The sequence below is a fragment of the Vibrio pectenicida genome (genome assembly GCA_024347015.1).
GTDB lineage: Bacteria > Pseudomonadota > Gammaproteobacteria > Enterobacterales > Vibrionaceae > Vibrio > Vibrio pectenicida.
The window spans coordinates 748,160-765,481 of sequence record AP024889.1; the positions used below are offsets into that span (position 1 = coordinate 748,160).

At 42.1% G+C, this 17,322-nt stretch carries 16 protein-coding genes and 3 tRNA genes; 9 read left to right on the plus strand and 10 right to left on the minus strand.

Annotated elements, in window-relative coordinates; all coding sequences use genetic code 11:
* Positions 1-62: 62 nt before the first annotated feature.
* Positions 63-269: a YaeP family protein gene (locus OCV27_RS03470; protein WP_125323075.1), complete on the minus strand. Its 207-nt coding sequence runs from the start codon at positions 267-269 to the stop codon at positions 63-65.
* A gap of 225 nt (positions 270-494) precedes the next feature.
* On the opposite strand from OCV27_RS03470, the gene OCV27_RS03475 reads away from it, so the two are divergent.
* Positions 495-629 carry a hypothetical protein gene (locus OCV27_RS03475; protein ID WP_281272858.1) on the plus strand — a complete coding sequence of 45 codons (135 nt, stop codon included), beginning with the start codon at positions 495-497 and terminating at the stop codon, positions 627-629.
* Positions 630-700: 71 nt separating this feature from the next.
* On the opposite strand, the gene OCV27_RS03480 is transcribed toward OCV27_RS03475, so the two are convergent.
* The 3 genes from OCV27_RS03480 to purM form a co-directional block, all read right to left on the minus strand.
* Complete coding sequence (locus tag OCV27_RS03480) at positions 701-1,351, minus strand: tellurite resistance TerB family protein (protein WP_125320476.1); 651 nt, start codon at positions 1,349-1,351, stop codon at positions 701-703.
* A 131-nt stretch (positions 1,352-1,482) separates the two neighbouring features.
* Positions 1,483-2,124, minus strand: coding sequence for a phosphoribosylglycinamide formyltransferase (gene purN, locus OCV27_RS03485; protein WP_125320475.1), 642 nt, complete (start codon positions 2,122-2,124; stop codon positions 1,483-1,485).
* A gap of 3 nt (positions 2,125-2,127) precedes the next feature.
* A complete protein-coding gene (purM, locus tag OCV27_RS03490) occupies positions 2,128-3,168 on the minus strand; it encodes a phosphoribosylformylglycinamidine cyclo-ligase (protein WP_125320474.1) in 1,041 nt (346 codons plus the stop codon).
* A 177-nt stretch (positions 3,169-3,345) separates the two neighbouring features.
* On the opposite strand from purM, the gene upp reads away from it, so the two are divergent.
* The gene (gene upp / locus OCV27_RS03495) at positions 3,346-3,972 is read left to right on the plus strand and encodes a uracil phosphoribosyltransferase (RefSeq protein WP_171359631.1); all 627 of its coding nucleotides are present in this window, start codon (positions 3,346-3,348) and stop codon (positions 3,970-3,972) included.
* A 74-nt stretch (positions 3,973-4,046) separates the two neighbouring features.
* Here upp and OCV27_RS03500 read toward each other — a convergent pair whose 3' ends face one another.
* Genes OCV27_RS03500 through metN form a run of 3 tightly spaced genes read right to left on the minus strand, consistent with a single transcriptional unit; the run spans position 4,047 to position 6,589 of the window.
* On the minus strand, positions 4,047-4,856 hold the full coding sequence (locus OCV27_RS03500) for a MetQ/NlpA family lipoprotein (protein ID WP_125320472.1): 810 nt from the start codon (positions 4,854-4,856) through the stop codon (positions 4,047-4,049).
* A gap of 31 nt (positions 4,857-4,887) precedes the next feature.
* Positions 4,888-5,565 carry a methionine ABC transporter permease gene (locus OCV27_RS03505; protein ID WP_125320471.1) on the minus strand — a complete coding sequence of 226 codons (678 nt, stop codon included), beginning with the start codon at positions 5,563-5,565 and terminating at the stop codon, positions 4,888-4,890.
* Positions 5,555-6,589 (minus strand): methionine ABC transporter ATP-binding protein MetN, encoded by a 1,035-nt coding sequence (metN, locus tag OCV27_RS03510; protein WP_125320479.1) that lies wholly within the window; start codon positions 6,587-6,589, stop codon positions 5,555-5,557. Before metN ends, OCV27_RS03505 begins: the two co-directional genes overlap by 11 nt.
* Positions 6,590-6,904: 315 nt before the next feature.
* Here metN and gmhB point away from each other — a divergent pair, with 315 nt between their 5' ends.
* The 5 genes from gmhB to treC all read left to right on the plus strand — a co-directional run bounded on the left by gmhB (position 6,905) and on the right by treC (position 12,193).
* Positions 6,905-7,456 (plus strand): D-glycero-beta-D-manno-heptose 1,7-bisphosphate 7-phosphatase, encoded by a 552-nt coding sequence (gmhB, locus tag OCV27_RS03515; RefSeq protein ID WP_125320470.1) that lies wholly within the window; start codon positions 6,905-6,907, stop codon positions 7,454-7,456.
* A 49-nt stretch (positions 7,457-7,505) separates the two neighbouring features.
* Complete coding sequence (locus OCV27_RS03520; protein WP_245986683.1) at positions 7,506-7,817, plus strand: MliC family protein; 312 nt, start codon at positions 7,506-7,508, stop codon at positions 7,815-7,817.
* A gap of 33 nt (positions 7,818-7,850) precedes the next feature.
* Positions 7,851-8,798, plus strand: coding sequence for a trehalose operon repressor TreR (gene treR, locus OCV27_RS03525; RefSeq protein ID WP_125320469.1), 948 nt, complete (start codon positions 7,851-7,853; stop codon positions 8,796-8,798).
* Positions 8,799-8,990: 192 nt separating this feature from the next.
* On the plus strand, positions 8,991-10,415 hold the full coding sequence (gene treB, locus OCV27_RS03530; RefSeq protein WP_125320468.1) for a PTS trehalose transporter subunit IIBC: 1,425 nt from the start codon (positions 8,991-8,993) through the stop codon (positions 10,413-10,415).
* Positions 10,416-10,510: 95 nt separating this feature from the next.
* The gene (gene treC, locus OCV27_RS03535; RefSeq protein ID WP_125320467.1) at positions 10,511-12,193 is read left to right on the plus strand and encodes an alpha,alpha-phosphotrehalase; all 1,683 of its coding nucleotides are present in this window, start codon (positions 10,511-10,513) and stop codon (positions 12,191-12,193) included.
* 117 nt (positions 12,194-12,310) lie between these two features.
* On the opposite strand, the gene OCV27_RS03540 is transcribed toward treC, so the two are convergent.
* The 3 genes from OCV27_RS03540 to OCV27_RS03550 all read right to left on the minus strand — a co-directional run bounded on the left by OCV27_RS03540 (position 12,311) and on the right by OCV27_RS03550 (position 12,677).
* Positions 12,311-12,395 (minus strand) — tRNA-Tyr (locus OCV27_RS03540).
* A gap of 56 nt (positions 12,396-12,451) precedes the next feature.
* Positions 12,452-12,536 (minus strand) — tRNA-Tyr (locus tag OCV27_RS03545).
* A gap of 56 nt (positions 12,537-12,592) precedes the next feature.
* A tRNA-Tyr gene (locus OCV27_RS03550) sits at positions 12,593-12,677 on the minus strand.
* Positions 12,678-13,141: 464 nt separating this feature from the next.
* Here OCV27_RS03550 and OCV27_RS03555 point away from each other — a divergent pair.
* Both OCV27_RS03555 and vexH read left to right on the plus strand, forming a co-directional pair.
* Entirely contained in the window at positions 13,142-14,206 is a 1,065-nt protein-coding gene (locus tag OCV27_RS03555) for an efflux RND transporter periplasmic adaptor subunit (RefSeq protein ID WP_125320466.1), read from the plus strand.
* Complete coding sequence (gene vexH, locus OCV27_RS03560) at positions 14,206-17,316, plus strand: vibriobactin export RND transporter permease subunit VexH (RefSeq protein ID WP_125320465.1); 3,111 nt, start codon at positions 14,206-14,208, stop codon at positions 17,314-17,316. Before OCV27_RS03555 ends, vexH begins: the two co-directional genes overlap by 1 nt.
* Positions 17,317-17,322 lie beyond the last annotated feature (6 nt).

Genomic DNA, 17,322 nt, shown 5'->3' on the forward strand with positions numbered 1-17,322 from the left:
ATCAAGATACTGGTTCAATCTAAGAAGAAAAATACCATTAGAAAGTCTTGTGATAAAGCTTGTCACGCATCTTCAAAATCTGAAATAAGCAGGTTTGCGGCGGCAAAAGCGGCTTTTTCACGCACCTCTTGAGGAAGGTCTGCTTGGGAAGCGATATCATTGAGTGCACGTAAGGTGCAGCCAATCGCTTTTGGGATGTAAGCTTGGTCGCCGCTGCCTATTTGGGCGTAGAGTTCTCGAATTAACTCACAACAGTCATACACTTTCATTTGTAAATTTATTCCTTATTCATTTATTTAAGGTGCTATTGAATATACCCATAGTAACGACAAAACCCTAAAATATGGTTTGATCGCGCGCAAAGAATAGGTTGATATGGCCAAGTTATTCTCCTTTGGGTAGATGGTCTCAAAATCAGGCTTTATACCAGCAAAAAAATTCGATTTTACAAATAAATAACATATAGTGCCGGTTTCATAATAAGGAGAATAAAAATGAAAAAAGTACTATTGATTTTAACGATTTGTATATCGGCAATGGTCAGTGCTTCAGATTCTGCATACCCTTGTCCTGAGGGAGAGGTATTACGCTGCCCTGCTACAACGGGCTGCTTTTGTATGGCTGAGTAAATAACATTCGGTTAAAGTAAAAAAGGGACCAAACTGGTCCCTTTTTTAGATCTGATCACGCAAAGTTAGTGCTAACTTTGTAGTTGCAATTCAAGTTGAGCAGTCAAGTCTGGTGCTAGTTGCAGCTGTTTTGCGAGCTCTTGCAGGTAAGCCTTTTCCATAAAATTTTGCTCGTCAATAACAATCAATGAAGCAAGGTAGATTTCACTGGCTTGCTGCGGTGATTGCGCAAGTTTGGCAATTTCATTTGGATCTAGTGGCTTATTGAGTTCATTGTGCAGCATAGTTTGCAGCTGAATATCTGCTCCAGCTTCTTGCAGTGTTGACTCAATACGTTGCATCTCATCATTATCTACATGGCCATCGGCTTTTGCTGCGGCAATCATGGCTTTTAAAATTAGTTGCTGGTGTATGTCGTCATCGCTATTAAAGCTTTCACTATTTTCGGTAGCCGACTGCTTACTTTGCCAGTTATTGTATGCAGAGTATGCGAGAGCTCCAAGTGCTGCCGCGCCGCCAATCTTTAGTGCGTTTTTACCGACTTTTTTGCCGATCTTTTTAGTCTTTTTAGAGCCCATTAATAAGCCGACAAGTCCACCACCAAGAGCGCCTGCTCCGAGTGTCTTAAGTGACCCAGAGTTTGAGGCTTGCTGAACTTTTTGCTGGCCTTGGCGAGCGAGATCTGAGTTTAATGCTTGGTTGAGTAAACTTTTTAAATCCATTTATGCCTCCTTGGTTATCGCCATTCTAGCTTAACGTAAATGAATACAAGATTAATACATGAATTGGTAAATAGATGTGAGTGAGAAATAAAAAAAACGGGCTGCCGCCCGTTTTTTTTATTTATAAACAGTTAATCTTGCGCATAGCCATGAATGCCAAGGCGCTTACCATCTAGATAGCCTTCTTTGCCATCTTTCATGGTTAGACGTTCTTCAACCAGCCATTGCACAACTAAGGGATAGATGTTGTGTTCTTGTACTTGGACACGCTTGGTGAGTGTTTCCACTGTGTCATCTTCAAAGATAGGCACCTTGGCTTGAAGAATGACCGGTCCACCATCGAGTTGCTCAGTCACAAAGTGCACACTAGTGCCATGTTCTTCGTCACCGGCATGAATGGCTCGTTGATAGGTGTTAAGACCAGGATATTTAGGCAGTAGTGATGGATGAATATTGATCATACGCCCCATATAGTGGCGCACAAATTCGCCGCTAAGAATACGCATATAACCGGCGAGTACCATCACATCCGGTTTATATTCATCGATCTGCTTCATAAGCTCGCGGTCGAACGCATCACGCGTGTCGAACGAGTTTGGATCTAAAGAATGTGCCGCCGCGCCCGCTTTTTTTGCACGCTCCAAGCCGTAAGCTGTTGCTTTATTTGAAAAAACAGCACTTACTCGGCCCGTTGTGATCTTATCTTCACAAGCATCAATTATCGCCTGTAAGTTTGAACCATTTCCTGAAACTAAAACAACAATACTTTTCATCGTTTATTTGATCTCAACTTGTTCTTCACCTGCATCAGCATTGGCAATATCACCAATGATCCATGCTTTCTCGCCTTCAGCTTCAAGGAGTTCAACCGCGGCTTGAGCTTGGCTTTTAGGTAGAGCTACGATTAAACCAACACCACAGTTGAAGGTGCGATACATTTCATGAGTGGTCACATTGCCTTTTTCTTGTAACCAGCCGAAGATACTTGGCCATTGCCAGCTGTTACCATCAATGACTGCTTTGGTGCCATTTGGAAGAACGCGAGGGATATTCTCCCAGAAACCGCCACCAGTAATGTGTGAAATAGCATGGATGTCATGTTTTTCGATCATTTTAAGCGCAGATTTGATGTAGATCTTTGTCGGTTCTAATAAATGCTCACCTATGGTTCGGCCTTCAAGCTCTTGGTTAGTCTCGGCACCAGATACTTCAAGTATTTTACGTATTAGGGAGTAGCCGTTTGAGTGTGGACCACTTGAACCAACGGCAATAAGCGCATCACCAGCAGCGACTTTAGTACCGTCAATAATGTCGGCTTTTTCAACTACACCAACGCAAAACCCCGCCACATCGTAGTCTTCACCTTCGTACATACCGGGCATTTCAGCAGTTTCACCACCGATCAAAGCACACCCAGATTGGACACAGCCTTCTGCAATACCAGAAACTACATCTGCAGCGGTATCAATATCAAGTTTGCCTGTTGCATAGTAATCGAGGAAAAATAAAGGTTCAGCACCTTGAACTATTAGATCATTGACGCACATAGCGACAAGATCGATGCCGATAGTGTCATGTTTGTTCATATCCAGTGCAAGACGTAGTTTTGTCCCAACCCCGTCGGTGCCTGAAACAAGTACTGGTTGCTTGTATTTAGTCGGTAATTCACACAGAGCACCAAACCCCCCAAGGCCCCCCATCACTTCAGGGCGGCGAGTACGTTTAACGGCGCCTTTGATACGGTCAACTAGAGCGTTACCAGCATCGATATCTACGCCAGCGTCTTTATAGCTAAGAGAAGTGTTATCAGCACTCACAAGCAAGTCCTCAGTTTAAATATTGGATATGAAATCGACGCTATTCTAACAGTGGACAACACTATATGGCAAACGTTTGCGTGGGTTTTTCTTTTGTTCTAACTCAAGAATTACACTACGAAATCATTTATAATCAGCAAGTTTGTTAAAATTTTACCTAAATACTCGGAGATGGAAATGAAAGTTGTTGAAGTAAAACACCCTCTGGTTAAGCACAAAATTGGTTTGATGAGAGAAGGTGATATCAGTACAAAGCGTTTTCGTGAGTTGGCAACGGAAGTGGGCAGTCTGCTGACATATGAAGCAACTTCTGATTTTGCAATGGAAAAAGTGACTATTGAAGGTTGGAATGGACCTGTTGAAGTCGACCAGATCAAAGGTAAGAAAGTTACTGTCGTGCCGATTTTACGCGCCGGGCTAGGAATGATGGATGGCGTGTTAGAGCATGTGCCAAGTGCTCGTATCAGTGTTGTTGGTATTTATCGTGATGAAGAAACGCTTGAACCTGTACCTTACTTTAACAAACTCGCTTCACACATTGACGAGAGAATTGCCTTGGTCGTTGATCCTATGTTGGCAACTGGAGGGTCAATGATAGCCACCATTGATTTACTTAAGGACAAAGGTTGTAGCCAAATTAAGGTATTAGTATTGGTGGCGGCCCCTGAGGGAATTGAAGCTCTTAAAAAGGTCCATCCAGATGTTGAGCTTTACACTGCGGCCATCGATGAGAAACTCAATGATAAAGGTTATATCGTACCTGGTTTAGGTGATGCTGGTGATAAGATCTTTGGCACTAAATAAGTGTATTAAAGAAGGGAGCTAATGCTCCCTTCTTTTTTGTGCCGATATCTGCGGTTAGTAATTTTTACACTGGCTTACCAACCTTTTACTATCCCACCTTGGAAAATCTTATAAGCGGCGCTATAGACTTCTTCAGTTTGGTAAGATTTGATGAAGTTTTGTACTTTTTCGGCATTAACATTATCTTCGCGTGCCACGATGATGTTTACGTATGGTGACTCTTTATCTTCAACAAATATACCGTCTTTTTCTGGAGTAAGGTTGATAGAGCTGGCATAAGTTGTGTTGATTACAGAGAGTGCAACATCATCTAAAGAACGTGGAAGCTGAGCGGCATCTAGTTCAACTATTGAGACATTTTTTGGATTTTCGCTAATATCACGCACGGTAGCCAGTAGACCCACATCTTCACGTAGTTTTATGATCCCTTGTTGTTCTAGCAATATGAGTGAACGGCCAAGGTTGGTAGGATCGTTTGGTACAGCAATACGATCGCCTTTAATGATTTCATCGACAGATTTTATTTTCTTTGAGTAGCCTGCAATTGGGTAGACAAAGGTATTGCCAGCAATAGCGAGCTTGTATTCACGATCTTTGATCTGTTGATCTAGGTAAGGTTTGTGCTGAAATGCATTGATATCAATTGAACCGTCATCTAATGCTGCATTTGGTGTGACGTAATCGGTAAAGGTGACAAGTTCAACATCAAGGCCGTATTTCTCTTTTGCTACTTTAGCAGCCACTTCAGCGACTTGTGCTTCAGAGCCAGCCATCACACCCACTTTAACTTTGTTTGTATCGGTTTGTTTGTCACCACACCCTGCTAACACTAGAGCAGAAGTGGCTAGGGCTGTAGCGAGCAGGCCTTTAAATCCAAATTTCATGACTTTCTCCTTAACTTCAATTCAAATATTGTTATCTATGATCGACTCGGCGCACAAGGGCATCGCCGATCGATTGAATAATTTGTACTAAAACAATTAACATCACGACTGTTACCGCCATGATCACCACATCATAGCGGTGAAAACCATAGCGAATGGCTACATCACCCAGTCCACCGCCACCGACGGTGCCTGCCATTGCTGAGTAACTAACCAAAGTGACAAGCGTAATAGTAACTGAGTTAACTATAGTGGGTAGCGCTTCAGGCAATAAAACTTTAGTGATGATTTGTAGAGGTGTTGCGCCCATAGATTGTGCGGCTTCTACTAAACCAGTTGGAACTTCGAGTAAAGCACTTTCAATCAGGCGAGCAACAAACGGAATGGCTCCAATGGTGAGCGGGACAATGGCGGCAGTTGTGCCAATAAAAGTACCCACTAGAATTTTAGTGACTGGAATGATGGCGACCATTAACACCAGAAAGGGAACCGAGCGGCCAACATTAACGATTGCACCCAATAAACGGTTCAGCTTGGTGTTTTCCAGCAAGCCATCTTTTTTAGTGGTATGTAGAATAACCCCTAAAGGGATGCCGACAGCGAAGCCCACTATACCTGCAACTGCCACCATATATAGAGTTTCCCAAGTTGCGTTGATTAAAAGTTGGCTATTGAGATGTAACCACTGTGAAAGAACGTCAAAGGACATAACCGAGTACCTCTACTTTTACATTATGTTCACGCAAAAATTCAATCGCACCGTTGTCATCATTTTCACTCCCAAAGAGCTCTGCGACCATCATGCCGAATTTAACGCCGCCAGCGTAATCGAGATCAGAACTAAGAATACTGACGTCAATATTAAACTTGCGTGCAATTTGACTCATCACTGGTGCGTCAACCGTTGCTCCAGTAAATTCAAGGCGTACTAACGGATAACTACCCTCTACTCGTGTGGGTTGAAGGCGTGCCTGATAATCATCAGGGATAGATAAATCGAGCGTTGAGCGAATAAATTCATGGGCGAGCTCAGTTTTAGGGTGAGCAAAGATGTCACCTACTGAGCCACTTTCAACTAGCTCGCCACCACCTATAATTGCGACTTCATGGCAGATGCTTTTCACCACGTCCATTTCATGTGTGATAAGAAGAATAGTGATGTTGAGCTTACGGTTGATTTCTTTTAGCAGTTCAAGAATTGATTTAGTGGTAGCAGGATCAAGAGCGCTGGTGGCTTCATCACACAGTAAGACTTTAGGATCGCATGCTAACGCCCTTGCAATAGCAACACGTTGCTTTTGTCCACCGCTTAAATTCGAAGGGTAGCTCTCGTGTTTATCAGACAGACCGACAAGGTTAAGTAGTTCCGTCACCTTGTGTTGGGCATGTGTTTTTTCTTTTCCAGCAAGTTCGAGAGGCAAAGCCACATTATCAAAAACAGTACGAGATGACAGCAGGTTAAAATGCTGGAAAATCATGCCTATATTACGACGGGTTTCACTAAGTTGTGATTTAGATAACCTTGTTAGATCTATACCATCGACAATAATCGAACCACTCGTTGGTGCTTCCAACATATTTACGCAACGAATCAGCGTACTTTTCCCTGCTCCTGATGAACCAATCACACCAAATATGGTTCCCTGAGGTATATCAAGGTTAATATCCTTGAGAGCATGTATCTCTTTGCTTCCTTGCAGAAATACCTTGTTTACTTGATTTATTTCAATCATCGAGAAATCCGAGAACAGGTTAAGGCCAGCTAACGCTTTGAACATCAATGATGCTTGAAAGCTAGCAACCCCCAGTGAATAGTAGAGTGTTTGACACTATGTCGTATAGATAACAGATGCTATGGCTTCATACGAAACCTGTCAATAGAAATTTTTACGTCTAGACGTCTAAATGCCTTTTTTCATCTAACCGAAGAGGAATTAGATAGTGCTGAATGAAATAAAGCGTGTAATAATTTAAGCATGTGTAGGCCTTTCAAGCAAAATGTAATCCTGAAAGGCGAGTAATAAATAGTAAATATAGAGAAGTAAATTTTGCCAAAACCTGCTGTTTTTTTGGATCGTGATGGCGTCATTAATGTCGATCACGGTTATGTACACGACGAGCATGACTTTGAATTTATTGAAGGTGTGTTTGAAGCAACGAAAAAACTCAAAGATATGGGTTATATGCTGGTACTGGTTACTAACCAATCTGGTATCGCTCGTGGAAAGTTTAGCGAGGAACGCTTTTTGTCGCTTACTCAGTGGATGGATTGGAACTTTGTTGATAATGGGGTTGAATTTGACGGCTTTTATTATTGCCCTCATCACGTAGAACATGGGCAAGGGAAATATCAACAAAATTGTGATTGTAGAAAGCCCAAGCCAGGTATGTTTATTTCCGCACGTGATTTTCTCAATATCGACATGGCCAATTCAGTGATGGTTGGCGACAAGGCTGAAGATATGATGGCTGCACAGGCTGCTGAAGTTGCTACGCGTATATTGGTTCGTACAGGTAAACCAGTAACTGAGCAAGGACAAGTTTTAGCATCTGTTGTGCTTGATAGCATCAAAGATGTTCCGGAGTATTTGTCACAATAAAGGCACGATGTAGCAGCGATTTAATTAGGTCTCTTTTATTAGGTAAACAATGATGAATTTGAAAGTACTGAACATCGCTTTGTTAGCTACCATACTGCAAGGTTGTAGCTCCCAGTATGTGACTTATTACTGCCCATTAGATAAACACTTTGATGTGGCATTTTCAGAAGATCATGAAAATGCAGTACTTAGGTTGGCTAATGAAGAATATTCGTTAATGCATGTTCCTGCTGGCTCTGGGGCGAAATACATTCTTAAAAGTGATACAGAATCTACCGCCAATCCTCTCATTTTGCATACAAAGGGCGATTATGCACGTTTAGAAGTTGGATCTGAAGTTTATAAGGGTTGTAAAATATAGCTGTTTTAACTGATTGATTTTCCATAAGGAATTATGAGTAAAAAACTGACCATTGTTGATATTGCAACACTTTCTGGTGTTGGAAAATCTACCGTATCTCGTGTTCTGACTAATGATCCTAAAGTGAAACCTGCAACTAGGGCAAAAGTTGAGCGTGTTATTGAAGAGTCAGGTTATGTCCCTTCTAAATCAGCGCAGGCTATGCGTGGCGGTAGTCAGAAAGTCGTTGGGGTGATTATTTCCCGTTTAGACTCTCCATCAGAAAACAGAGCGGTCGGTAGTATGTTGCAGGTGTTGTACCGTAATGGGTATGACGCTGTCATTATGGAAAGCCAATTGAATCGCTGCTTAGCCAATGAGCATCTTGAGGTGCTTGGTAAACGTAATGTCGATGGTGTGATTGTCTTTGGTTTTAGTCACTTTGACGTTGAACGGCTGGCAAATTGGCAGAGAAAATCCGTGGTTATTGCTATGGATACTAATGCGACTTCATCAATTAATTATGATAATGATGGTGTGATTCGCTTAGCGCTAGAGCATTTACGTCGTCAAGGGGCCCAAGAGATTGCTTTTATAGGTGTTGATCCCTTAGATCAAACAACTGGCAAGCTGCGTTTGCAAGCCTACCTAACTTGGTGCAACGAACACGGACGCCAAGCCAATTATCAGACTGGTCAGCTTAATCTTGAAAGCGCCTATAAGTTGGTTGATAAAGTGTTAGTGAAGGACACTCAAGCGATTAGCTGCGCAAGTGATACTTTAGCACTTGGCGTAATCAAACGTCTTCAAGAACTTGGCAGAGAAGATGTCATGGTTACAGGTGTTGGAGGTAGTGAGTTATTATCGTTTCTTTTTCCTAATGTATTTAGTATTGACCCAGGTTACGCGAAAGCTGGAGAGAAGGCTGCTAACTTACTGATTTCTTGCATTAATGAAGAGGTTGAGCCAGTTCACCTTACTCAAAGTCCAATTCTAAACTAATTTCCTTATTCTATATGGTTTAAAATTATACTGTGATCTCATTCAATTAATGGGATCGTTCCCATTTATATCTGTAGATAGATTTGACAGTATTATACTCAGCTTGGGAATCTTCCCATTTTAATTGTAATTTATCGCTTGGGGTGCAGTGCGCTGAGCAAAATGAGAATCCAATTCAGGGTGGATATGACTATGAGCAAGATTTCAAGACAAGAGGTCGAGCATCTAATAGAGAATGTGGGTGGACGAGATAATATTGCTAGTGTGAGCCATTGTTTGACTCGGCTTCGCTTTGTATTAAACGATACCAGCAAGGCTGATACCAAAGCCTTGGAAGCTCTACCTTTAGTTAAAGGGTGTTTTACTAATGCTGGTCAGTTTCAGGTCGTTGTCGGCACTAATGTTGATGAAGTGTATAAGGTTCTAACTGAGCTTTCTGGTCAATCTAGTGCATCAAAAGATGAAGCTAAGCTAGCTGCTCGTCAGAACATGAACATTCTTGAGCGCGGTATATCGCATCTTGCAGAAATTTTTGTTCCGCTATTACCAGCAATTATTACCGGTGGTTTGATTCTAGGCTTTCGCAATGTGATTGGTGACATCAAGATGTTTGATGGCCAGTCCTTGACCCAAATCAGTCAGTTTTGGGCCACAGTTCATAGCTTTTTATGGTTAATTGGTGAAGCCATCTTCTTTTTCCTCCCAGTTGGCGTGTGTTGGTCAACCGTTAAAAAACTTGGCGGCACGCCAATTTTGGGTATAACTCTTGGTGTGACTTTAGTTTCGCCACAGTTAATGAATGCATATCTGATAGGTCAGCAAGTGCCGGAAATATGGGACTTTGGCTGGTTTACGATTGAAAAAGTAGGTTATCAGGCTCAGGTGATACCTGCGATGTTAGCTGGGGTAGCGTTAGCCTTTATTGATACTAATCTTAAGCGGATTGTACCTTCTTATCTCTATCTAGTCGTAGTCCCTTTTGTTTCGATCATTGTTTCTGTGGTATTAGCACATTCTTTGATTGGTCCATTTGGACGTATATTGGGTGATGGTGTGGCATTCGCTGCTAAAGCTGCCATGACAGGGGATTTTGCCATCATCGGTTCGACTATATTTGGTTTTTTGTATGCGCCATTGGTTATCACTGGTATTCACCACACTACTAATGCTGTTGATCTGCAATTAATGCAAGATTTAGGTGGTACACCAATATGGCCACTGATTGCCCTGTCTAATATTGCTCAAGCCTCGGCTGTTGTCGGCATTATTATTATTAGCAAAAAACATGGTGAACGCGATATTTCCGTTCCTGCTGCGATATCTGCATATTTAGGGGTAACAGAGCCTGCAATGTACGGTATTAATCTTAAATACAAATTCCCTATGCTAAGTGCAATGATTGGTAGTGCTATTGCGGCTGCAATTTGTGGCAGTGCAGGAGTTATGGCAAATGGCATCGGTGTCGGTGGCTTGCCTGGTATTCTTTCTATTCAGCCACAATTTTGGGGGATTTACTCTGCCGCTATCTTAGTCGCGATCATTGTGCCTACGGCTCTGACTTTATTCTTCTACAAACGTGCTCAAATAAAAGGTGAGTTAGAGCCTGTAAAGGTTTAGCACCAGTTCAGGCCGAGGAGCTTTACTTAGGATCAATATTCTTGGTTTCGACTCGGCCTTTTTGTGATTTTATTTTTTGGTAAGTGAATTAGACAATGACATTAAGCACACCTGATCAGCATTGGTGGAAAACGGCCTCTATATATCAGATTTATCCTAAAAGTTTTTGTGACAGTAGTAATAAAGGTACTGGCGACATTCAAGGAATAATTTCCAAGCTGGATTACCTAAAGTTACTTGGAATTGACGCAATTTGGCTCACTCCTGTATATCAGTCTCCGATGATTGATAACGGCTACGATATTTCAGATTATTACGCTATCAACCCTGACTTTGGCACTATGCAAGACTTCGAGCAACTGGTTACTGAGGCTCGCCTGAGAGGCATTCGTATTGTCATGGATATTGTTGTCAATCATACTTCTACGGCGCATGCTTGGTTTCAATCTGCTTTGGGAGACAAAAATAGTCCTTTCCGTGATTATTATATCTGGAAAGATCCTGTTGACGATGAAGTGCCTAACAATTGGCTATCTAAGTTTGGTGGTAGTGCTTGGGAGCTAGATAGTAAAACAGGCCAGTATTACCTTCACCTCTTTGCAAAAGAGCAAGCGGATCTTAACTGGGAGAACCCGGATGTGCGTCAGGCCGTCAAGGAAGTGATTAGTTTTTGGGCACAGAAAGGCGTCGATGGATTTCGTCTTGATGTCATTAACCTTATTTCTAAGCAACAGAACTATCCCAATGATGAGGTAGGAGATGGACGACGCTTTTATACAGACGGCCCACGTGTGCATGAATATTTGCAAGAGATAAGTGAAGCTGTGTTTCGAAAATATGGCAGTGTTACGGTAGGAGAGATGTCTTCAACTTCTCTAGAGCACTGTCAACGTTACTCTTCACTTGATAACCAAGAGCTTTCCATGGTGTTTAATTTTCACCATCTTAAAGTGGATTATCCTAATGGTGATAAATGGACAAATGCACCGTTTGATTTTATTCAGCTCAAAGAGATCTTCAACCATTGGCAAACTGGATTAAATGGTCAAGGGTGGGGGGCGTTGTTTTGGTGTAACCACGATCAGCCTCGTGTCGTTAGTCGTTTTGGGGATGATGAGCAGTATCGGATTGAGTCCGCAAAGATGCTCGGAGCCTCTATTCACATGATGCAGGGAACACCTTATATCTTCCAAGGTGAAGAGATAGGAATGACTAATCCTGGGTATACCTCTATTACTCAGTATCGCGATGTTGAAAGCACCAATATGTATGACATAATGGTTAATCGCAATGGTGTCACTAACGACGAAATGATGACTATTTTAGCGCAGAAGTCGCGTGATAATTCACGTACACCAATGCAGTGGAATGCAGAGCAATACGCAGGGTTTTCTACATCTCAACCTTGGCTTGAGGTGGCAGATAACTATTGTAATATCAATGCGGCTCAGGCGGTTGATGACCATAACTCGGTATTTTATTTCTACCAAAATTTGATTGCTCTGCGAAAAGAGGTTGACGTGATTACGTCTGGTAATTATCAAGATCTTTACCCACAGCATAAACAGATCTTTGGTTACCAGCGTCAGAATGAAACCCAAACCCTAATCTGTTTAAATAATTTTTACGCTGTTGAAGCACAATGCTTTCTTCCTGAAGAATGTGACATCAGTAAAGCTAAATACCTGTTGGGCAACTATGTAGATTTGACAGAGAAGGTGCCTTTACTTCAGGTTCTGCGCCCGTATGAAACGCGAATTATCTTATTTGAAAAGTAAACACACCCCCTTTAGTGTTGTCTTTTAGCCCTGCTTAGCAGGGTTTTTTGTTTTTTGGGGAGAGGGAGAATTAAAGATATAAAAAAACCAGCTCAAGAGAGCTGGTTATATTGAATATGGTGGAGGGGGACGGATTCGAACCATCGAAGGCAGTGCCAGCAGATTTACAGTCTGATCCCTTTGGCCACTCGGGAACCCCTCCAGGGTGTTTTTATCCTTAATTGATGTTTTCCCAACACAGCAATCAAGCGTTATATATGGTGGAGGGGGACGGATTCGAACCATCGAAGGCAGTGCCAGCAGATTTACAGTCTGATCCCTTTGGCCACTCGGGAACCCCTCCAGGGTGTTTTTATCCTTAATCGATGTTTTCCCAACACAGCAATCAAGCGTTAAATATGGTGGAGGGAGACGGATTCGAACCATCGAAGGCAGTGCCAGCAGATTTACAGTCTGATCCCTTTGGCCACTCGGGAACCCCTCCAGGGTATTTTTATCCTTAATTGATGTTTTCCCAGCGCATCAATCAAGCGAGGACCGAATGATAGCAAACTCGTTAAAGCTGTAAAGCCTTTTCTTGTAATTTTGAATTGAATGCTGACTTTTTGGGCAAAGAGGCAAGGAATTAGTATTAATCCAGTTAAGATAAGTTTATTTTCTCTTAAATTTCATTCTCTTAGTGTTTTTGTGAGTAGTGCGTAGGCGCTTTAGTCATAACTAGCACTAAGGTTTCTCATCTTGATTGAGTATATTTTGATGATGTTGAAGGTTTGAAATCACTCCAAACAGCATAAAGAGTGGAGTTCTTGCCGTGGGTAGGGAAGATAATTTAACCAAATACACCAAAATCTGAACTTACAGTTTATTTCTTTCTCTTTACATAGCTTGACGTTTTTAATGCTGTTTACCAAGTAAACTATATGCAGCTTTTTGATACAGAACCTAATCATGAAAAAAACAATTATTCTAAGTATCGTTTCGTTGTCTTTGGCAACAATAACGTCAGTGGCCTGTGCTCGCAATGGTCAAGAGCAAGCCGTCACCGTAGTGACGGAACAAGTTCAAAGCCATCAAGTCTCTCAATCATTAACTTTAGTGGGGAAAATTGAGGCCAAACAATCCGTGGTTATTGCCTCTGAAGTTACTGGTCGAGTTAATAGTATTGCCGTAAAAGCTAATCAGCAAGTTAACACAGAGCAGCTACTTATTCAGTTAGATGACGATAAAGTTAAGGCCAGTATCGCGGAAGCGAATGCTTATCTTGATGATGAACTACGTAAACTCAAAGAATTTGAACGGTTGGCTAAAAGTAGTGCGATTACACAAACCGAAATTGATGCCCAGAAAGCGAGTGTAGCCATCGCTGAGGCGCGCTTGGATGCTGCAAAGGCTGACCTTAGTGACTTACATATCAAAGCGCCTTTTTCAGGAACCGTCGGTTTTATTGATTTTAGTCTTGGTAAGTTAGTCACCGCAGGGGATGAGTTAGTTACATTGGATGATCTATCGGTGATGCAGCTTGATCTGCAAGTGCCGGAACGTTACCTATCACAAATTTCTAAAGGAATGGAAGTCATAGCGACAACGGCTGCTTGGAATGGCCAAGAATTCAGGGGACAGGTTGTAGGTGTGGATTCGAGAATCAATCAGGAGACCTTGAACTTACGAGTACGGATTCACTTTCTAAATCCAAGAAGTAAGCTTAAACCTGGTATGTTAGTGACGGCAACTATGGCTTTCACTGCTTTAGAGGCTCCTATTATCGCAGTACAGTCTCTTGAATATTCAGGCACTAAACGCTACGTGTACCTTGTTGATGCGAACAATAAGGTTAAGCGAACTCAAGTCTTTTTGGGTGCTCGTATTGGTAATCAGGTTGTCATAGAGCGAGGGGTATCAATTGGCGATAAAATTGTTGTTCAAGGTATAGTTAATATGCGTGACGGGATTTCTGTAACTGAGCTTAATCAGAGTAGTCAGTCAGATGAGGCTCTACTGGAAGGAGCTGGCTAATGTGGTTATCTGATGTCGCGGTAAAACGGCCTGTTGCTGCGGTCGTACTTAGTTTGCTCCTATGTGTATTCGGTATTGTTTCATTTAATAAGCTCGCTGTGCGCGAAATGCCTGATATTGAAAGCCCAGTGGTTTCTATCAGTACTCGATATGAAGGCTCCTCTGCAACCATAATTGAAAGTCAGATAACGTCAGTGCTGGAGGATCAATTATCCGGTATTAGTGGGATTGATCAAATTGAGTCAACCACACGAAATAGTATGTCGCAAATCATGATTACCTTTGAGCTTGGTTATGATCTTAATACTGGCGTTAGTGATGTTAGAGATGCGGTATCTAGAGCGCAGAGGTCTTTACCTGATGAAGCTGATGATCCGATTGTCTATAAGAACAATGGCTCTGGTGAAGCCTCCTTATATATTAATTTGAGTTCTTCTCAAATGGATCGGACACAGTTAACTGATTACGTTGATCGAGTACTTCTAGATAGGTTCAGTCTCATTTCGGGTGTGAGTTCTGTGGATATATCAGGCGGTCTTTATAAAGTAATGTACGTCAGGCTAAAGCCAGCTGAAATGGCAGGGCGTGGAGTAACAACAGCCGATATAACCACTGCGCTTAATAATGAAAATATTGAGAGCCCAGGCGGGGAAGTACGTAATGACCAAATCGTTATGTCTGTTCGCACCGCGCGAAGCTACAACGCAGCTGAAGACTTTGAATATTTGGTGGTAAAGCGAGCCAGCGATAATGCTCCAATATATCTCAAAGATGTGGCTGATGTGTTTATTGGTGCTGAAAATGAGAGCTCTACTTTTAAAAGTGATGGCATTGTTAATGTCAGCATGGGGATAGTGCCGCAGTCTGACGCTAACCCGCTTGATGTGGCTGAGCGGGTTCACGATCAAGTGGAAAAAATCCAGAAGTTTTTACCAGAGGGGACTCGGCTTGCCATTGATTATGACTCGACAGTATTTATAGAACGCTCTATCACAGAAGTCTATAACACTTTATTTATCACAGGTGGTTTAGTTGTTCTCGTTCTTTATATTTTTATTGGCCAAGTTAGGGCGACCCTTATTCCTGCTGTTACCGTTCCGGTTGCTTTAATCTCTTCTTTTATTGCCGCTTACTACTTTGGTTTTTCAGTAAACCTTATTACTTTGATGGCACTTATTTTATCCATTGGTTTAGTTGTTGATGATGCTATCGTGGTGGTAGAGAACATCTTTCATCATATTGAAAGAGGTGAGAAACCGCTCCTAGCAGCTTATAAAGGAACGCGAGAAGTTGGATTTGCTGTTGTGGCAACCACATTGGTTTTGGTGATGGTTTTTCTACCGATCTCTTTTATGGATGGCATGGTTGGATTATTGTTTACAGAGTTCTCTGTTTTGCTCGCTATGGCTGTTATTTTTTCGTCTCTCATTGCATTAACTTTAACTCCTGTGCTGAGTAGCCATCTATTAAAAGCGAATGTGAAGCCAAATCGATTTAACCAATGTGTTGATCGTCTGTTTTCTCGTCTTGAAACTGGTTATCGAAAGCTACTCTCAATGGCGTTAAAGTGGACTTGGGTTGCTCCTATTATTATCTTCGCTTGTGTAGCAGGGAGCTGGGGGCTAATGCAACAAATTCCTTCTCAATTAGCCCCATCAGAAGACCGTGGAGTTGTGTTTGCTTTTGTCAGGGGGGCTGATGCAACTAGCTACAACCGAATGGCGGCAAATATGGAGGTCGTTGAGCAACGTTTACTGCCAATGTTGGGAGGAGGCTTTCTCAAATCATTTAGTATTCAGTCACCTGCTTTTGGTGGTAATGCTGGCGATCAGACTGGATTTGTTATCATGATACTTGATGATTGGAATGATCGTGATGTTACGGCTTTACAAGCTTTAGCTAAAGTAAAACAATCGCTTAGTGGAATTCCTGATGTGCGGATATTCCCGTTTATGCCAGGCTTTCGAGGTGGTTCAAGCGAACCAGTCCAGTTTGTTTTGGGTGGAGCTGACTACTCAGAACTAAAAGTCTGGGCAGAGAAAATAGAGCAGCTTGCCGAAGCTTCTCCCATGATGGAAGGCGCTGATATTGATTACTCAGAGCGTACACCAGAGCTGGTGGTGAATGTTGATAAACAGCGCGCAGCTGAGCTAGGTATCAGTATCTCAGATATTTCTGACACGCTTGAAATTATGCTGGGAGGGAAAAGTGAAACGACCTTTATTGAACGTGGTGAAGAATACGATGTGTATTTGCGTGGCGATGAAAACCGTTTTAATAATGCAGCGGATTTTAGTCAAATATACTTAAGAACCAGCTCTGGCGAGTTAGTCACTTTAGATGCGGTAACTAAGATAGAAGAAGTCGCTTCATCTATCCGCTTGTCTCATTTCAATAAACAAAAATCAATCACAGTAACGGCCAACTTGTCAGAAGGCTATACCCTAGGAGAGGCGTTAGACTACTTAGACCAACAAGCTATTGAGATATTACCAGGCGATGTGTCGGTAAGTTATGCCGGAGAATCTAAAGATTACAAGGAGAATCAATCGAGTATTTTACTGGTATTTGGTTTAGCTTTGCTTGTTGCCTACCTAGTATTAGCAGCGCAGTTTGAGAGTTTTATAAACCCTCTAGTTGTGATGTTTACGGTACCCATGGGAATATTTGGTGGTTTTATAGGGCTGCTTGTGATGGGGCAAGGGCTTAACATATATAGCCAAATAGGCATGATAATGCTGATTGGTATGGTAACCAAGAATGGTATTTTAATTGTCGAGTTTGCTAACCAGCTTCGTGACAGAGGTTTTGCATTTGAAAAAGCGATTATTGATGCGTCAGCTCGACGCTTACGACCTATCATGATGACGGCTTTCACTACCTTGGCTGGCGCGATACCACTGATCTTTTCTTCTGGTGCTGGATATGAGAGTCGAGTGGCTGTCGGGAGTGTTATTTTCTTTGGGATGGGCTTTGCGACTTTAGTTACTTTGTTTGTTATTCCTGCAATGTATCGACTTATTTCAGTATCAACTCGATCGCCTGGGTATGTCGAAGCTGAATTAAACAAGGAACTTAGCCATGATGTTAAAGCGCGCAGCTCACACTAAATTTCA

Coding starts and splice junctions, on each gene's coding strand:
- treC (WP_125320467.1), top strand. CDS start 10,511: ATGACATTAAGCACACCTGATCAGCATTGGTGGAAAACGGCCTCTATA.
- OCV27_RS03480 (WP_125320476.1), bottom strand. CDS start 1,351: ATGGATTTAAAAAGTTTACTCAACCAAGCATTAAACTCAGATCTCGCT.
- vexH (WP_125320465.1), top strand. CDS start 14,206: ATGTGGTTATCTGATGTCGCGGTAAAACGGCCTGTTGCTGCGGTCGTA.
- OCV27_RS03520 (WP_245986683.1), top strand. CDS start 7,506: ATGATGAATTTGAAAGTACTGAACATCGCTTTGTTAGCTACCATACTG.
- metN (WP_125320479.1), bottom strand. CDS start 6,589: ATGATTGAAATAAATCAAGTAAACAAGGTATTTCTGCAAGGAAGCAAA.
- treR (WP_125320469.1), top strand. CDS start 7,851: ATGAGTAAAAAACTGACCATTGTTGATATTGCAACACTTTCTGGTGTT.
- upp (WP_171359631.1), top strand. CDS start 3,346: ATGAAAGTTGTTGAAGTAAAACACCCTCTGGTTAAGCACAAAATTGGT.
- OCV27_RS03500 (WP_125320472.1), bottom strand. CDS start 4,856: ATGAAATTTGGATTTAAAGGCCTGCTCGCTACAGCCCTAGCCACTTCT.
- purN (WP_125320475.1), bottom strand. CDS start 2,124: ATGAAAAGTATTGTTGTTTTAGTTTCAGGAAATGGTTCAAACTTACAG.
- treB (WP_125320468.1), top strand. CDS start 8,991: ATGAGCAAGATTTCAAGACAAGAGGTCGAGCATCTAATAGAGAATGTG.
- OCV27_RS03555 (WP_125320466.1), top strand. CDS start 13,142: ATGAAAAAAACAATTATTCTAAGTATCGTTTCGTTGTCTTTGGCAACA.
- OCV27_RS03475 (WP_281272858.1), top strand. CDS start 495: ATGAAAAAAGTACTATTGATTTTAACGATTTGTATATCGGCAATGGTC.
- OCV27_RS03505 (WP_125320471.1), bottom strand. CDS start 5,565: ATGTCCTTTGACGTTCTTTCACAGTGGTTACATCTCAATAGCCAACTT.
- OCV27_RS03470 (WP_125323075.1), bottom strand. CDS start 269: ATGAAAGTGTATGACTGTTGTGAGTTAATTCGAGAACTCTACGCCCAA.